The organism is Microbacterium testaceum (assembly GCF_029761935.1).
Lineage (GTDB): Bacteria > Actinomycetota > Actinomycetes > Actinomycetales > Microbacteriaceae > Microbacterium > Microbacterium testaceum_A.
In genome coordinates this window covers 2,504,794-2,520,958 of sequence record NZ_CP121699.1, presented here as the reverse complement: position 1 = coordinate 2,520,958, position 16,165 = coordinate 2,504,794, and the positions used below count along the sequence as shown (strand labels likewise).

General features: G+C 71.5%; 13 protein-coding genes. 5 read left to right on the top strand and 8 right to left on the bottom strand.

Features of this window, described 5'->3' with window-relative positions; translation table 11 throughout:
- Nucleotides 1-167: 167 nt before the first annotated feature.
- Nucleotides 168-5,627 (bottom strand): alpha-L-arabinofuranosidase C-terminal domain-containing protein, encoded by a 5,460-nt coding sequence (locus QBE02_RS12205; RefSeq protein ID WP_279365938.1) that lies wholly within the window; start codon nt 5,625-5,627, stop codon nt 168-170.
- 313 nt (nt 5,628-5,940) lie between these two features.
- Between QBE02_RS12205 and QBE02_RS12200 the strand changes: the two genes are divergently transcribed.
- Nucleotides 5,941-6,918 (top strand): acetylxylan esterase, encoded by a 978-nt coding sequence (locus QBE02_RS12200; protein WP_279365937.1) that lies wholly within the window; start codon nt 5,941-5,943, stop codon nt 6,916-6,918.
- Between the two features lie 13 nt (nt 6,919-6,931).
- Here the strand turns inward: QBE02_RS12200 and QBE02_RS12195 are convergent, their stop codons facing one another.
- The gene (locus QBE02_RS12195; RefSeq protein WP_279365936.1) at nt 6,932-7,492 is read right to left on the bottom strand and encodes an acyl-CoA thioesterase; all 561 of its coding nucleotides are present in this window, start codon (nt 7,490-7,492) and stop codon (nt 6,932-6,934) included.
- A gap of 142 nt (nt 7,493-7,634) precedes the next feature.
- On the opposite strand from QBE02_RS12195, the gene QBE02_RS12190 reads away from it, so the two are divergent.
- Entirely contained in the window at nt 7,635-8,141 is a 507-nt protein-coding gene (locus QBE02_RS12190) for a GNAT family N-acetyltransferase (RefSeq protein WP_074694718.1), read from the top strand.
- Between the two features lies 1 nt (nt 8,142).
- Nucleotides 8,143-8,919: a coenzyme F420-0:L-glutamate ligase gene (gene cofE / locus QBE02_RS12185; RefSeq protein WP_074694717.1), complete on the top strand. Its 777-nt coding sequence runs from the start codon at nt 8,143-8,145 to the stop codon at nt 8,917-8,919.
- Between the two features lie 172 nt (nt 8,920-9,091).
- Here cofE and QBE02_RS12180 read toward each other — a convergent pair whose 3' ends face one another.
- From QBE02_RS12180 to QBE02_RS12170, 3 genes are read right to left on the bottom strand one after another with little or no spacing between them, the layout of a single operon-like run.
- Nucleotides 9,092-9,697 carry an energy-coupling factor transporter transmembrane protein EcfT gene (locus QBE02_RS12180; RefSeq protein ID WP_279365935.1) on the bottom strand — a complete coding sequence of 202 codons (606 nt, stop codon included), beginning with the start codon at nt 9,695-9,697 and terminating at the stop codon, nt 9,092-9,094.
- Nucleotides 9,691-10,377, bottom strand: a complete 687-nt coding sequence (locus tag QBE02_RS12175) for an energy-coupling factor ABC transporter ATP-binding protein (protein ID WP_279365934.1) — start codon at nt 10,375-10,377, stop codon at nt 9,691-9,693. The genes QBE02_RS12180 and QBE02_RS12175 overlap by 7 nt, the downstream gene beginning before the upstream one ends.
- Nucleotides 10,374-10,976, bottom strand: coding sequence for a biotin transporter BioY (locus QBE02_RS12170; RefSeq protein ID WP_279365933.1), 603 nt, complete (start codon nt 10,974-10,976; stop codon nt 10,374-10,376). Before QBE02_RS12170 ends, QBE02_RS12175 begins: the two co-directional genes overlap by 4 nt.
- 53 nt (nt 10,977-11,029) lie before the next feature.
- Between QBE02_RS12170 and QBE02_RS12165 the strand changes: the two genes are divergently transcribed.
- Nucleotides 11,030-11,584, top strand: coding sequence for a TetR/AcrR family transcriptional regulator C-terminal domain-containing protein (locus QBE02_RS12165; protein WP_279365932.1), 555 nt, complete (start codon nt 11,030-11,032; stop codon nt 11,582-11,584).
- 34 nt (nt 11,585-11,618) lie between these two features.
- Here the strand turns inward: QBE02_RS12165 and QBE02_RS12160 are convergent, their stop codons facing one another.
- The 3 genes from QBE02_RS12160 to QBE02_RS12150 form a co-directional block, all read right to left on the bottom strand.
- Nucleotides 11,619-13,133, bottom strand: coding sequence for a cytochrome b/b6 domain-containing protein (locus QBE02_RS12160; protein ID WP_347710262.1), 1,515 nt, complete (start codon nt 13,131-13,133; stop codon nt 11,619-11,621).
- Nucleotides 13,134-13,589: 456 nt separating this feature from the next.
- Nucleotides 13,590-14,567: an electron transfer flavoprotein subunit alpha/FixB family protein gene (locus QBE02_RS12155; RefSeq protein WP_279365930.1), complete on the bottom strand. Its 978-nt coding sequence runs from the start codon at nt 14,565-14,567 to the stop codon at nt 13,590-13,592.
- Nucleotides 14,567-15,343 (bottom strand): electron transfer flavoprotein subunit beta/FixA family protein, encoded by a 777-nt coding sequence (locus QBE02_RS12150; RefSeq protein ID WP_279365929.1) that lies wholly within the window; start codon nt 15,341-15,343, stop codon nt 14,567-14,569. Before QBE02_RS12150 ends, QBE02_RS12155 begins: the two co-directional genes overlap by 1 nt.
- A 246-nt stretch (nt 15,344-15,589) precedes the next feature.
- Between QBE02_RS12150 and QBE02_RS12145 the strand changes: the two genes are divergently transcribed.
- The gene (locus QBE02_RS12145; RefSeq protein WP_279365928.1) at nt 15,590-16,117 is read left to right on the top strand and encodes a MarR family winged helix-turn-helix transcriptional regulator; all 528 of its coding nucleotides are present in this window, start codon (nt 15,590-15,592) and stop codon (nt 16,115-16,117) included.
- The last annotated feature ends 48 nt before the right edge of the window (nt 16,118-16,165 follow it).

The following is a 16,165-nucleotide window of genomic DNA, read 5'->3' as shown; positions in this document are numbered from 1 at the left end:
CCGGATCGCCATGGGCCACGCGCTCGTCTCGGTCTTCTTCGGCACGTTCGCGATCACCATGGCCATCAATCTGATCACCGGGCGCCACTCACAGAGCATGAGGTGGCTTCATCCTCTCCGCGAGGGGATGCCCCGGCCGCTCGTGGCGACCGGGGCATCCCCCGGCGTCAGCCGATCGCCCGGCGGCGGCGCTTCAGGGCCGCCCCGACCAGCACCGCGAGCAGTCCGAGGGCGAGGGCCGCACCCGAGACCACGCCACCGGTCACCGCCAGCGGCGACGGGGTCGAACCGGCCGGCGCACTCGGAGCCGCGGGAACGACGGGGGCGGCGCCACCCGCGGCGGCCCGGACCTCGATACCCACCGCTGCCTCGACCCCGCCGATACGCGCGATCACCCGGTGCGCGCCCGCGGGGGTGTCCGCGGGGAGGATGACGTTCACGAGGAACGCCCCACCGGCATCGGTGCGGACCGCGCCCAGCTGCACCGGAGTGGAGCGCAGTTCGAGCTCCCCGTCGGCGTTCGCGGGCCAGCCCGTTCCCGACACCGTCACGACGCCCCCGGCGACGAGGTCGCCCGAGACCGACAGGGTCGGGTCTCCCGCGGTCGCGCCGACCGCGGTCGATCCCGTCCCGCTGATGTTGCCAGCCACATCGACCGCCCGGTACGACACGGTGGTCGCGCCCGCACCGACGCTCACAACGGCCTGCCCTCCGGACGCGGTCGTCCAGGTCGCCGCGTCGCCGACGCGGTACTCCAGGCGCGCCACTCCCGACCCGCTGTCGCTCGCGGCGAGCGTGACCGTGCGGGCTGCGGCATCCACCGTCGTGGTCGTCGTCGGGGCCGTGCGGTCGACCTTCACCGTCGCCGCGACGAAGGGCGAGACGTTCCCCGAGGCGTCAGTGGCCTTGAAGGTCACGTTCGACGTCCCCTCCGCCGGGGTCACCGCGCCGGTGTACATCGCCCAGGTGTTCCCCCCGTCGGCGCTGACCTCGAGGCGCGGTGCCTGGTCGATGTCGTCGGTCGCCGTGGCCGTGATCGTCGGCGGGGACACGTACCACCCCTCGGCTCCATCGGGCGAGACCGGATCGGTCTTCACGGCCACCGTGGGCGCCGTCGTGTCGGCCGGACGCGTGTGCATCCGCACGAACGTCACCGAGTACGGCTCGAACGAGTGGGTGAAGGTGCTCGAGACCGGCATCTGCGAGGTCTTCGGCGCGACGGGCGTCGATGTCGCCGTGTTCAGCGCCGTCGGGGCCGCCTGCAGGGTCGTCACGTCCGCGGTCGGGAGCACGGTGAGCCCACCGAGATCCACCGTGGTCACCGCGGCCTTGGCCTGGGCGTTGACGACCTTGAGGATCACGTCTCCGTTGGTGTCGTCCGTCGTCATGACCTGCGCGAACGGTTCGACCGCCGTGTTGGTGAACTGCCCCTGCTGCACGCCGTCGGCGAAGAGGGTCACCCGGGCGCCGCGCACCTGGATGCGCAGGTCGTAGGTCCGACCGGTCTCGACGCGGGGGGTGCCCGTGTCGGCGACAATCGACTTCGCCCCACCCACGGCCTTCTCCACGACGCTGCGGGTGTTGCCCCACCCGCCGAGGTTCCACCACAGGTAGTCGGCCGACCCCTTCACGCCGAAGCCGACGAGGAAGCCCTCGGCGCCGGCGAGCTTCGTGGCCTTGAGCGAGACGTCGTAGTCGGTGGCGGTCAGTGCGGGGCCTGCGACGAGCGTGTTGTTCGCCGTCGTCGAGGACTGCACGTAGCTGCCGTCGGCGGCCGACCACGATCCGGCGCCCGAGACCTTCGACCACCCGTCGTCGTTCTTGTCGGCGAAGTCGTCGGAGAAGAGCGTCTTCCCGTCGGGCGTCGTCACCTTCACGTCGTCGTACCGGGCCGAGGTGCTCCACGTCGACAGGCCGACGGCGCCGGCGAGATCGGTGGATGCCAGATCCCCGCCCGCCGTGGTCGGAAAGACCCGGTCGCCGACGTTGCTCATGAAGAGCTTCTGCACCTCGTAGTTCGCCGAGCCCCACACCTGGTCGCGATCGAACCAGATCAGGTCGGGCCGCCACTGCGTGCTGCTCGTGTCGGCGAGCAGCGGCGCGTACGAGGCCATCTTGACCACGTCGGCGTTGCGCTCCAGGCCGGTCATGTACGCCGCCTCCGACAGCGCGTTGGCGAAGCGGTTGTCGAGCGAGGCGTACTCACCGATCCAGACCTTCGGACCCTGACGGTCGTAGGAGTCGTACCGGTGGTTGTTCGAGAGGAACCACGACGGGTCGTTGTAGTAGTGCTCGTCGACCATATCGACCTTCTGGGCCCGGTTCTGCGCCCAGTGCTGATCGAACACCGCCCCGGTGTCGTCCGGGCCCGAGTTGCTGATCAGGATCATGTCCGGGTACTTGGCGGCGATGGCATCCCGGAACTTCACGAAGTTCGCCATGAAGGCCTCGGGGTAGTTCTCTTCGTTGCCGATCTCGATGCGATCGAGGGCGAAGGGAGCGGGGTGCCCCATGTCGGCACGAAGCTTCCCCCAGGTCGTGGTCACGTCGCCCTTGGCGAACTCGATGAGGTCGAGCGTGTCCTGGATGTGCCGCTGCAGCTGCGCCGGATCGGTCGCCTGCAGCGCCTGTCCGCACCCGTTCAGGAGCGCGGGGACGTCGGGGACGGGTGTGGCGCCGATGTCCTCGGCGAACTGGAAGTACTCGTAGTACCCGAGGCCGAGGGACTGGTTGTACCCCCAGAAGTTGGCGTTGGTGGCACGGGTCTCGACCGGGCCGACGCTGTCCTTCCACTGGTACGAGCGCGCACGCTCGTAGTTGGAGCCCGCCGAGTAGTCGGCGTGGCTGTTGACGTTGACGATGCACCCGCCCGGGAAGCGGACGAACTTCGGGTGCAGGTCGGCGATCTTCTGAGCGACGTCCTTGCGCAGACCGTTGGTCCGGCCCATGAAGGTGTCGCGCGGGAAGACCGAGACCTCGTCGAGGCGCAGCGTCCCGGTGCCGGCGGCCTGGACGAGCACGCGGGCCGCGTCGGTCGTGGCCGTCGCCGTCACGGAGCCGCGGTACTTCACCCAGCCGTCGCCGCCCACGGTCGCCGTGAACGGGTTCGACAGCGCGGTGCCGTCGGCCGAACGCAGCACGAGCGAGACGGGGGTTCCGCCGGTCGCCGTGGTCCGCGCCCAGAACGACACGTCGTAGGTCTCGTCTTTCGTGAGGGCCACACCCGTGTCGAAGCCGGCGTTCTCGACGCCGTAGGTCCCGGCCCCGTTGCGGAGGTCGAGCTGCAGGTACGTGCGGTTGCGTTCGTTCATGCGCTTGTCGTCGTTGACCGGCTGCGCCGAGCCCGCGCCGCCGCCGAGGGCCACCGGCGTCCACGCGGTCATCCCCGTGAAGCCCCGGTTGTCGACGGGCAGGAACTCGAACGAGCGGTTGCGCACGAGCTCGGCGTACAGACCGCCGTCGGCGGCGTTGTTGATGTCCTCGAAGAACACCCCGTACATCGCGTCGTCGATCGCGGCACCGTCCTTCGACGGGTCGGCAGTGATCGAGTAGTCCGCGGTCTCATCGGTCGGATACGCCGCGAGCAGTCTCTGCTGCTCGGCCGCGCTGATCGGCAGGACGGTTCCGTGGCGCGGGCGCGCCGGGAGGGTGGCATCCAGAACCGAGGTCCAGTTCCCCGACGCGATGTCGCGGGTCTCGAACATCATGTAGCCCTGACCGCCGTGGTAGCTCGGCTGGTCGATGAGCATGTACCAGTGACCGGCCTCGGCGTTGTCGGCGAACACCGTGGGACCCTCGCCGTTGGTGAACGTGCCGCCCCAGGGGTTGGGCTGTCCGACGCCGATCTGCTCCTTCACGAGCTGCCAGCCGGGGGTCGACGTCGTGGTCGGAAGCGATCCGGTGACCGTGGCGGTGAGCGTGCTCGAGCGCTCCTGACGCACGGTCATCGACGCCTCGTCCTTGATGAAGCGGTAGTAGGTGTCGCCGTCGCGCACGACGGTGGCGTCGATGGTGCCCTTGCCCGCGCCGCGCTTGACGTCGACCCAGGGCTGCGGCTCGCTGAAGGTGACGAAGTCGCGAGTGGTGACCATCATCATGCGGTTGTAGGTGTCGGCCGCCTTGCGACCCGTGGTGGACGCGCTCGGGTAGAGGTTCGAGGCCCAGTAGACGACGTACTCCCCGCGATCGGCGTCCCACGTGGCCTCCGGCGCCCAGGTGTTGCCCGCGAACTCGCTCGAGACGGTGATCTGGCGCAGGGGGCTCCACGTCGTGAGGTCGTCGGACTGCCAGACGTTGAGCTTGCGGCTGCCGACCTCTTGCGCGCGGCCGAAGTCGCCGTTGTAGAGGTCGAACATGTTCAGGTCGGTGGAGAGCATGTAGAAGCGGTCCCCGTCGGGCGAGCGCATGACGAACGGGTCGCGGATGCCCTTCTCCCCCTGGTCCGACGTGAGGACGGGCTTGCCGTCGTTGAGGGTGAGCCAGTTCTTCGGGTCGTCCCCGCGGCTCGTGGCGAACGAGATCTCCTCGTCGGTGGTGGTGCTCTCGCCCGTGAAGAAGGGGAAGAAGTAGCCCTCGAGCTTCTGCGCCGCCGGCTTCGGCTGCACGATGAGCTCGATCTCGCGAGTGGTCTGGCTGGAGCCCTTCGCGATCGTGGCGGTCAGTTTCACGGTCACGGCGGCGGATCCCGTGGCGGGCCGGGTGACCTCGCCCGTGGGGGTCACGACCTGCGCGTTCGACGACGACCAGGTCACCGTCGTCCCGTTCGTCCCGGTCGCGGGCAGCGTCACGTTGCCGCGCACGTCATCGGCATCCGGGATCGAGAGGGCCTGCGCGGCGGTGTCCACGTCCTGCTGGTTCGTGGGGGTGCCCTGTGCGACGAGCGCCTTGACGTCGTCGTCGCTGAGCGCGCTGTCGAAGACGGCGACGTCGCGGACGCCGCCCTTCCACACGCGGTCGGGGTACGAGGAGCGCCCGATGTAGGCGACCAGGCCCGAGCCGAACTCGGCGACCGATCGCGAGGTGGCGACCGTGCCGATCTTGGTGCCGCCGAGGTAGGCGGTGATCGAGGTGGGGGTGATCACGGTGGTGTACAGCGCCCACTCGGAGGTGGCGGAGGGACCCGGGATGCCGCGGGCTCCGTCCGTCGGCGCGATCCCCCGCTCGAGGGTCCAGGGCTGCGCGATCCGTGGTCCGTCCGTCAGCACCGACTTGACCTGACCGGCCGGGTTGGCGGGATTGAGCAGCCAGTACTGCTGGGGGAGGTTCTCTGTGGTGCCGAAGAACATCGCCGCCTGGTTGCCCGCTCCGGTGCGGTCCTGCAGCCAGGCCGAGACGGTGACGGTGCTCTTGCCGTCGAAGAGACCCGTGGGCAGTTCGACGTAGGCGGCCGAGGAGCCCGAGGCTCCGCCCGGCAGCGAGAGGGCGTCTCCGTCGACGCTCGAGCCGGTGCCGCGGATGACCGCGTCGTGTCCGTGCCCCGAGGAGTCGGGGACCGTGGTTCCGGTCGTCGCGGCGAAGTCGTACGACGCCAGCGGCGTGGGCAGCGGCGCCGCCGAGGCGGCGACGGCGGGGACCAGGCCGCTCAGGACGACGGCCGCAGCCGCGACGAGCGAGCCCGCGCGTCGCACGATTCCCCTCCGGCTCCGGTCCTCGGAAACAGGTCGTGACAGCACCATGCTCGTCCTCCTCGACGATGGGTGTCCGGCGGGGGCCGGCGCGACGCGAGCATCTCAATGTGAGCGCTCACTATCCGCAATATTGGAGGCGGCTGGGAATGCTGTCAAGCATATATAGCAACGTTGAACCGGAGAGGCGGCGAGAATGTGAAGCCTCACATTTGTTGCCGTCGACGCGGAATCCCCGCGCGCTGAGCGGGGGCCGCCGCCCCCGGCGACGCCACCCGTTGCTACTGTCGGTTCGCCCCGGACACCAGGAGGAACCATGGCCGTCACCTTCACCGACATGTCGATCGAGCTTCTGCGGGCCTATCGGCCCGCCCTCGAGGCACCGGCCGATCTCGAGGCGTTCTGGGAGACCACGATCGCCGAGGCGCGCGCTGCGGCTCGGCCCGCCACCCTGACCCCGATCGACGCCCCCGTGCGCGCCCTGAGCGTCTCCGACCTCACCTTCACCGGCTTCGACGGCGACGAGATCCGCGGCTGGGTCGTGCGCCCGCACGGCGACGCGCTCCTGCCCGCCGTCATCGAGTACATCGGTTACGGCGGCGGCCGCGGCCTGCCGGGAGAGCGTCTGAACTGGGCGACCGCCGGCTACGTGCACGTCATCATGGACACCCGCGGCCAGGGATCGACGTGGAGCGTCGGCGACACCCCCGACCCGCACGGCTCCGCGGCCGCTTTCCCCGGCGTCATGACGCGCGGCATCCGGGATCCGCACGACTACTACTACCGCCGCCTGTTCACCGACGCCGTGCGCCTGGTGGACGTGGTGCGCGAGCTCCCCGGGGTCGATCCCTCGCGGGTCGCCGTCACCGGCGGCAGCCAGGGCGGCGGGCTCTCGATCGCCGCGGCGGCCCTCGCGGGCGACGCGGTCGCGGCGGTCCTGCCCGACGTGCCCTTCCTGTGCGACTTCCCCAACGCCATCACGCGCACGCCCTCGGCACCGTTCACCGAGATCACGCGCTATCTCGCGGTGCATCGCGACGACACGGCGAGCGTGCTGCGCACCCTGTCGTACGTCGACGGCGCGATCCTCGCCCGACGCATCACCCAGCCCGCGTTCTTCTCGGTGGCGTTCATGGACGACGTCGTGCTGCCGTCGGGCGTCTTCGCCGCGTTCCACGCCCTCGCGTCGGACGATGCGGCCATCGAGGAGTACCCCTACAACGGCCACGAGGGCGGCGGGCACCGCCACTGGATGAAGCAGGTGGCCTGGCTCGACGCCCGCTTCGGCATGTGATGGCGAGCCCGCGTCACTCCCAGACGCTGGGCGCCGGGCGCTTCGTCGACGGGAGGGCCGAGCCCGCCGCCCAGTCGTGCACCCACGGCTCGATGTCGGGCAGGCCCTCGGGACGCCCGACCGCGGCGAACAGCTCGTCGTGCGGGACCGTGCCGCCCGTGCGACGGAGGATGCGCGCGCGGATCATCGCGCGCGCGAAGATCTCGCCGTTCACCAGCGCGCGGTGCTCGAGGTACACCGCCCGGTCGTCGTGGCCGATCAGCCGCGTCTCGAGCTCGAAGCGCTGCCCCAGCTCGAGGGAGCGGCGGAACGTGATCGTCTCGGCGGCGACCACCGCGTACCAGCCCTGCTTCGTCATCGCCGCGAGGAGCCCCGTGCGGGTCAGCAGGTCCCAGCGCCCGAGGTCGAAGAGCGACAGGTAGCGGCCGTTGTTCATGTGCCGCAGCAGGTCGATGTCGGTGGGCAGCACCCGGATGGACATCCGCGCGACGGTGTTGGGGTCGAGGGGGCCTTCACGACGAAGGCGACGGCGGGCACGAGCGAGCACCAGCAGGGTGCGCCAGAGGACGTTCACGAGGGGCGAGCGTAGCGATTCGACCACGGAACGGCGATGTCGTTGTGCGTCATCGACAACTCCGGCCCGGCGGCGCATAGCGCATCCGATGGCCGATCCGCCCCGATTTCACCCGCGCCGACGCCCCGCGTAGAGTCGCGCCATGACTGCGGAAGCCCGAACCGACATCGTCGTCCGTCCGGTAAGAGATGTGGATGCCGAGGCCCTCGGTCGCGTGCACGCCACCTGCTGGCACGAGACCTACGACCACCTGATCAGCAAAGCCGCCCTCGAGGCCGTCTCGCCTCGTCGCATGGCCGAGCTCTGGACCCACTGGGCCGCCCAAGGCGAGGATTATCGCATGCACGCGGCCCTCGTCGACGGTGAGATCGTCGGCTTCGTCGGCTCGGGTCCGGCCCGCGACGACGACGCTCCCCGCGAGCGCGAGCTGTACTTCATCTACCTGCTCGACGCGTACCACGGCACCGGCATCGGCCAGCAGCTGTTCGATGCCGCGATCGACGGCGGCGAGGGCGCGTACCTGTGGGTCGCCGACGACAACCCGCGCGCGCACCGGTTCTACCAGCGCAACGGTTTCGCCCTCGACGGTGCCTCGCACACCGAACCCTTCCTCGGTGAGGAGCTCACCGAGGTGCGCTTCGTCCGCTGACGTGCTGCAGATCTGGGCCCTCGACGGCATCCGCGAGATCACTCCGGGCGATGACCTCGTCCGGGTGATCGTGGATGCCGTCTCTGCCCGCGCGGACGACGACGGCGCCCTGCGCGACGGCGACATCGTCGTGGTCACCAGCAAGGTCGTCTCGAAGGCCGAGGGACGCATCATCCGCGCCGACGACCGCGAAGACGCCATCACGCGCGAGACCGTGCGTCTCGTGGCATCCCGCACCTCCCCCACCGGGCACGTCACGCGGATCGTCGAGAACCCGCTCGGCATCGTCTCGGCCGCCGCCGGGGTCGACGCGAGCAACACCCCCGAAGGCACCGTGCTGCTGCTGCCGGTCGACCCCGACGCCTCGGCCCGCGCCCTCGCCACGGGGCTACGGGCCGCGACCGGAGCGCACGTGGGCGTGATCGTCACCGACACGCTCGGGCGCGCGTGGCGCGAAGGCCAGACCGATCACGCGATCGGAGCCGGCGGCATCCACGTGTTCGAAGACCTCCGCGGGACGACGGATGCCGAGGGCCGCCCCCTCGTGGTGACCCTGCCCTGCGTCGCCGACGAGATCGCCGCCGCCACCGACCTCGTCAAGGGCAAGGCCGCGCGCCGACCGGTCGCGATCGTGCGCGGACGCGCCGACCTCGTGGGCGACCTCGACCTGCCCGGCGCCCGCTCGATCGTGCGCGACCCCGCGCGCGACATGTTCCGCCAGGGCGCCGACGAGGCGTACGCCGAGGGCTTCGCCGCGGGGCGGGCCGCCGCGGGCTGAGCGCGCGGGCTGCCGTCGCGCGTCAGACTGCCTGGCGCCTCGCCATCGCGGGCCGGGCGGACGGAACCATGTCCCGAAATGCGCAGACCGTGTCCCGATTCTGGCTGGCTGGAGCCCTTCGACGCAGCCGAAAGTGGGACATGCTCGCGCCGCGAGCGGTCTGGGGGGGCGGTCAGCGGATGCCGCGAGCGGCGAGACCCTCGCCGAGGTCGTCGGCGTGACGAAGAGCCGACACCAGCAGCGGCAACGCTCCCCGCAGCAGCGACGGGCGCAGCCCACGCGCCCGCTGGGCATCGCGCACCTCGGACGCGAGCCGCGCGAGAACGGGGATCGTGGTGATCGTCAGCGTGAGCAACAGCGCCGCGCGGCCGGGGTCGACGCCGAACCGTGCGAGCGGGGAGAGCCCGCGTTCGAGCGCGTCGAGCAGCGCCGAGACCGGTGTGCTCACCGGCACGAGGCCCGCGATCAGCAGCGCCGCCACCACGCGGCTCGTGTTCGCCACCGCGGGCTCACGGCCGAGGAAGAGCAGCTGGCCAGCGGCGGTGACGACGATGACCCACCGCAGCCCCCACGTCGCCTCCGCCAGAACGCCGAGGCCCCGTCCGACCCCCATACCGCTCCCGGCATACAGCACGACCGGCACCAGCAGCACGAGCGCGGTTACCCAGGTCGACGGCAGCGCCGCCACCGCCACCGCGACCACCGCGAGCATCGCGAGCTTCGGACCCGCCGGCATCCGGTGCAGCCATCCGGTCGCCGGAACGTACAGACTCAGCACGCCAACGCTTCCTCATAGGCGTCCACGACCTCGGAAGAGGCTCCGGATGCCGAGACCCGGCCGTCCGCCATCAGCACCGCGCTCTCGCAGCGTCGGGCAAGGGCGAGGTCGTGCGTGACGAGCACGAGCGCGTGACCGGAGTCGGCGAGCAGGTGATCGGCCACGCGACGCGCATTGCGCCCGTCGAGGAACGCGGTCGGCTCGTCGGCGATCACCAGGGCGGGCTCGCGCACGAAGACGCCGCAGAGGGCGAGCAGTTGCTTCTGGCCGCCCGACAGGTCGTGCGCGGGGCGATCGCCGAGCCCGTCGAGCCCGAATCGGCCGAGAGCGGCGGCGACGCGGGCATCGCGCTCGGCCCGCGGGAGACGGTCCGAGCGCAACGACAGCGCGACGTCTTCGGCGACGGTGGGCATCATGATCTGCGCGTCGGGATTGCTGAGCACCAGCGCGACCTTCGAGCGCAGCGCCGCGGGTTCTCGGTCGGGGTCGCACCCCAGCACGCGCAGGTCTCCCTCCGTGCGCCGCGCGAGTCCGGCGAACAGGCGAGCGAGCGTCGACTTGCCCGAGCCGTTGTCACCGATCAAGGCGATCGTGCGCGCCGACAGGTCGAGCGACACGTCGCGCAGCACCTGGCGTCCGCCGAGGCGGACGTCCAGCCGCTCGCAGCGGATCACGCTCACGCCGCGACGCCGACCCGATCCCGCTCGAGCGAGACGTCACGCCACGTTCGGCGGAACCCGCGCGGGTAGGCGCGCACCAGCGTGATCACGACGAGGGTCGCGATGGCGGCCTTCAGCAGGTCACCCGGAACGAAGATGAGGCTCGACAGGGCCGTCTCGCCGAGCGGAAGTCGCGTCACGAGACTCTGAACCGGGATGCCGATCGCGTAGATCGCCACCACGCCCCCGGTGATCATGGCCAGCGCCGTGCGCCAGACGACCGGGCGGCGGCCGCCCGCGTGCACGATCAGACCGATGACAGCGGCGCCGAGGATCCATCCCAGCGCGTAGCCTGCGGTCGGCCCGACAAAGACGCCGAACCCGCCGCGGCCGCCCGCGAGCAGTGGCAGGCCCACGGCGACGAGCGCGAGCAGCACGGTGACCGAGAGCGCGCCGAGCCACGGCCCGAGCACGGCCCCTGCGAGCATCACGCCCAGCGTCTGCGCCGTGATCGGCACGCCCCCGAAGACCGGGAAGCTACCGGGCAGCCCCAGCACGGCGATGAGCGCGGCGAAGACGGCGACGCGGGCGAGGTCGGTGGCGTCGAGGGTGCGAGTCATGAGGGACCTTCCTGAACGGTGTTCACTGAACGGCGTTCACTATACTCATTCGCATGGCACCCCGAGGGCATACGGCTGACGACGTCGCGCGCACCGCGCTGCAGATCCTCGACGACCACGGCCTGCCCGACCTCACGATGAGACGTCTCGCGACCGCCCTCGATGTGCAGGCGAGCGCCCTCTACTGGCACTTCCCGAACAAGCAGTCCCTGCTCGCGGAACTGTCCGACCGGATCGTCGGGCGCATGGCATCCGGCCCCTCCGTCGACCTCGTGGCAGAGGCCCGCGCCCTGCGCGAGGCCCTCCTGGCCTACCGCGACGGCGCCGAAGTGGTCTCGAGCACGTTGGCCATGGGACTGGGGTCATCGCTGCCGCACGACCGACTCGCGGCGACCGTGACCGCCGAGGGCTTCGACGACGAGACCGCCCGACGGGTCGCCACCACGGTGCTGCACTACGTACTCGGCTTCGTATGGCACGAGCAGCAGCGCCTGCAGTACGACAGCGCAGGGGCTCGCGCGGGCGCGGCGGGCGGACTCGCCGACGACGACTTCGCCTCGGGGCTGGACCTCATCGCCGCGGGGTTGCGGGCGCGCGGACGCGTCTGACGCGGCGGCCCTGCGGTCTCGACCCGCGACGGCCTCAGCGCTGCTTGACCTCGCCGAACAGGCGCGCGATCGGCACGAGCACCGCCGGCCGCGCCGCCACCCAGGCCGCGGCCATCACGACGAGCGAGGCGGCGAAGATCAGCAATCCGGTCGGGTCGCTCGTGTACGCGGTGGGGTCCTCCGATCCGCGCGCGGCGTACATGTGGTTGAGGTTGCGCAGCGCCCCGGTGGCCAGCACGAGCGCGACGTGCACGACGATGAACGCGACGAAGAAGAGCATCGTGGGGAAGTGCACCTTGCGCGCCCACTCGGCCGGGTACAGCTTATTGAGCCGCTCGGCGTCCTTGGGCCACACCCCCGACAGGCGCACACCGCTGATGATCGCGAGGGGCGCGGCGACGAAGGTGATCGCGAAGTACGACAACTGCTGCAGGCTGTTGTAGTTCACCCACCCGTTCTCGGTCGGCCAGTCGAGAGAGGCGTACTGCAGGGCGGCCGACAGCGCGTTGGGGAAGACCTCCCACGACGTCGGCACGATCCGCATCCACTGCCCCGTCACGAACAGCAGCACGACGAAGACCACGCCATTGGCGATCCACAGGATGTCGAGCGCCTGGTGGAACCACAGCGCCAGGCTGATCCGCCGCTTCTTGTTGTTCCGCGGCGACCAGAACGCCGCCGGTCGCTTCTCGCGCCGCACCTGCCACCCGGTGCGGATGATCAGCAGCAGGAAGAAGCTGTTGAGGAAGTGCGACCAGTTCAGCCAGGCCGGAAGACCCACGGGCGCCGACGCGGGCAGGTGGTACTCGCCGGGGAATGCCGCGAGGAACTCCCGCCCGGGCCCGATCGCGAGCACGAAGCGCGCGATCAGCACGGCGATGCCGACGAGAGCCAGCGCGAAGACACCGAGCACCGCGGTCGAGCCGAGCAGCTGCACGGGTGAGAAGTCGGCGAGCCGCGTCTGCGCCTCGGCACGCGGCGGGGCGGTCGGACGCTTCTGCGCGAGGGCGGGCGGCGTCGCGCGGTTGCGGGCCGCGGCTCCCGGCCACACCGTTCGCGGAACGGTGAGGGGCGGGCGCGGGGATGCCACGGCGTCCGTCGCCGACGCGGCGGGGCTCACCTCGTGGGCGTCGATCGAAGCGGCGGACGCCGCCACCGTCTCGCCGGAACGCGCCGCCGTCCCGGCTTGCACGCCGGAGTCGGTTCCGTTCACCGTCGCGGGCGCCGGTGTCTCGGCATCCGCTCCGGAATCGGGTGCGCTCACCGACATCGCACGAGCGGGCTCGACGTCTTCGATTCCGGCGCGATTCTTCTCTTCGGCAGCGGCGGGCTGCGCGGAGGGGGGCGGAACGGCGGATGCCTGCGGCCAGGGCGCTCCGCCGGGCTCGCGCGGGAGTCCCCGACGCACGCCGGTCGACTCCTCGCCCACCGGGGTCGCGGCATCCGACCCAGGAGCGGACGCGTGGGCATTCCGGGCCTCGGGGCCGGATCCGCTCGCCATCGCGGGCGCCGGGTTGCCGGCATCCGCGCTCGAATCGGATCCACTCACCGGGATCGGGCGTGCGGTGTCGGTCGATCCTGTCCCGGCGCGCTTCTCCGATGCTGATGCGGCACCAGGATGTGCTGCGATGGGCGGAACGGCGGATGCCGGCGGCCATGGCTCCCCGCCGGGCTCGCGCGGCAGCCCGCGGCGCACACTGCCCGCCGGAGTATCCGCCGCGGCCGGCTCAGGTGCGGTTGGCGCCTCGGCCGCCGGCGACCCGGGAGCGGGCGACGCCTCGGCCTCGGGCGAGGCAGGAGTGGCCGGCGCAGAGGCAGGGGCTTCGGACGGCTGCACCGGATGCGCACCCACGGGCGCCTCGGGGGCGGATCCGTCGCGCGGACCCGCATCCGTGCCCTCGGCCCCGTCGCCGCCTGCGGGCGCGTCCGAGGCCGCGGGCGGCCAGGGCTCCCCACCGGGGGTGCGCGGCAGCCCGCGTCGCGGGGTGCGGGGTGTGGACGCCATCTACTCTCGGGAGGACTTCTTCTGGGCGTCGAGCGCGCTGATGAGCTGCGGGACGACGGTGAACAGGTCTCCGACGATACCGAAGTCGGCGATCTCGAAGATGGGGGCTTCCGGGTTCTTGTCGATCGCGACGATCGTGCGCGCGGTCTGCATGCCCGCGCGGTGCTGGATGGCCCCCGAGATGCCGAGCGCGACGTACAACCGCGGCGACACCGTGACCCCGGTCTGCCCGACCTGGGCGGCGGCGGGCACGTAGCCCGCGTCGACCGCGGCCCGCGAGGCGCCGACCGCGGCACCGAGAGCGTCAGCAAGCTGCTCGACGAGCGCGAAGTCCTCGCGCGAACCCACGCCTCGACCGCCGGCGACGACCGCCGCGGCCCCGCGGAGTTCGGGACGCGACGAGGCGACGGCGGTCTCGGCGAACCCTTCGACGCGGGCGTGGGGAGTTCCGGATGCCACGACCTCGAGGCTCTCGACCACGAGCGGTCGCGCGTCGAGACGTGCCTCGACGGAGCCGGGGCGGAGCGTGGCGGCGAGGGGGCCGAAGGTGGGAGCCCCGTCGACGGTGAAGGCCCCACCGAAGGCCGCGTGATGGGCGACGACACCGAGGTCGTCGCGGCCGACGCCGACGACGTCGGTGGCGAGGGGCATGCGCAGGCGCGCGGCCAGGCGCGCGAGCGCGTCACGCGACTCGACGGCGTGCGAGGCGAGCACCAGATCGGGATTCTCTCTCGCCACCGCCGCGGCGAGCGCGTCGACGACCGGACCGGTCAGGGCGTCGGCGTCGGTGACGGCGGTGAGCACGCGCGTCGCGCCGAGCGCGGCCGCCTCGGACGACGCCTTCTCGAGGGAGCCGGCGGTCGAGGCGACCAGAGCGACGGGGTCTCCAACGGTCGCTGCGGCGGCGAGCAAGCCCGGAGCGGAGGCGGCCAGCGCTCCGCCAGGCAGCACCTCGAGCAGCACGAGAGCGGTGGCCATCACGCCACCCCCTCGGCCACGAGGAAGGCCGCGAGTCTCTCGCCCGCATCTCCCTCGTCCACGATCTTCGTGCCGGACGCGCGCGGCGGCCTCTCGGCGACGGAGAGCATGATGTACCGCGCGACCGCGGAATCCTCGACCTCGACGCCGAGTTCGGCGGCATCCACGGTCTCGTACGGCTTCTTCTTGGCCGCCATGATTCCCTTGAAGGTCGTGAAGCGCCCCTCGGGCATCGCCTCGGTGATCGACACGACGGCCGGAAGTTCGGCGGACACTCGCATGGTGCCGGCGTCGCTCACGCGATCGCCCGACACTGCGGTGTCGGAGACGTCGAGACTCGACAGGGCCGTGAGCTGCGCCACGCCCAGCATCTCCGCGACCATCGCCGGCAGCACGCCCCCTCCCCCGTCGGTCGACAGGTTGCCCGCGATGACAAGATCGAATCCGGTGCGCCGGATGGCCGCGGCGAGCACCTCGGCGGTGAGCACGAGGTCGGCCCCACGCAGGGTGTCGTCCGCCACGTGCACGGCCGAGGTCGCCCCCATCGCGAGGGCCTTGCGCACGGTCGCCGTCGCGGTGGCCGGCGCCATGGTGACCACCACGACCTCGGTGCCAGTGTATCCGTCGGCGTAGGCGAGGGCGGCCTCGACGGCCCGCTCGTCGATCTCGTCGAGCACGGCGGCAGCGCCCGCGCGGTCGGTGAGCCCGGTCTCGAGGTCGAGCCGGCGCTCACCCCAGGTGTCGGGCACTTCTTTGACCAGGACCACGATCTTCATCGACGGGGCTCCTTCGGTGAGGGGGCGGATGCCGCGACCTCGCAGCAACGGGAGAGTTCAGGGCGCATAGTGGTCGGTGACTCCAGCCGCGAACGCCAGGTCCCTGAGCCCGTCGACGGGACCGGGATGACGCGCGGGAGTTCGGAGAGACTCCACCGCGCAGACCAGGTCCTCGAGCCCGTCGAAGCGACCGGATGCCGCGTACCCGAGCCGCGCGAGCGGTACCGTGAATCGCGAGGAGGACCGATGACGCGACGACTGCCTGTCGACCCGATCGCCGAGGCGAAGCGCCAGTGGCTCGCGCACGGCTGGGACGACGCCGCCGACGGCATGACCGTGGTGACCTCGGTGATCCGCGCGCACCAGCTGTTCATGGCGGCGATCGACCGCGCGCTCAAGCCCTTCGACCTGTCGTTCTCGCGCTTCGAGATGCTGCGGCTGCTCGCCTTCACGCGAGAGGGGCGGATGCCGATGGCCAGCGCCATCGCGCGCCTGCAGGTGCATCCGACGAGCGTCACGAACACGGTCGAGCGCCTCGCGCGCGACGGGTACGTGACGCGCGAGCCGCATCCGACCGACGGCCGCGCGGCGTTGCTCGCGCTGACCGAGGAGGGGCGGAATCGAGTCGATGAGGCCACGGACGCGCTCAACATCGTGTTCGCCGACCTCGGCCTCGACGACGACGACGCGACGGCGCTCGTGCGGATCATCGCGCGCTTCCGCAAGGGTGCGGGCGACTTCGCCGACCCGGCTCCCGTGCCCGATCCGCTCTGAGCCGGCACGATCCCTGGCGCCGCGCTCCGCGATGCGCGCGGGCGGGCG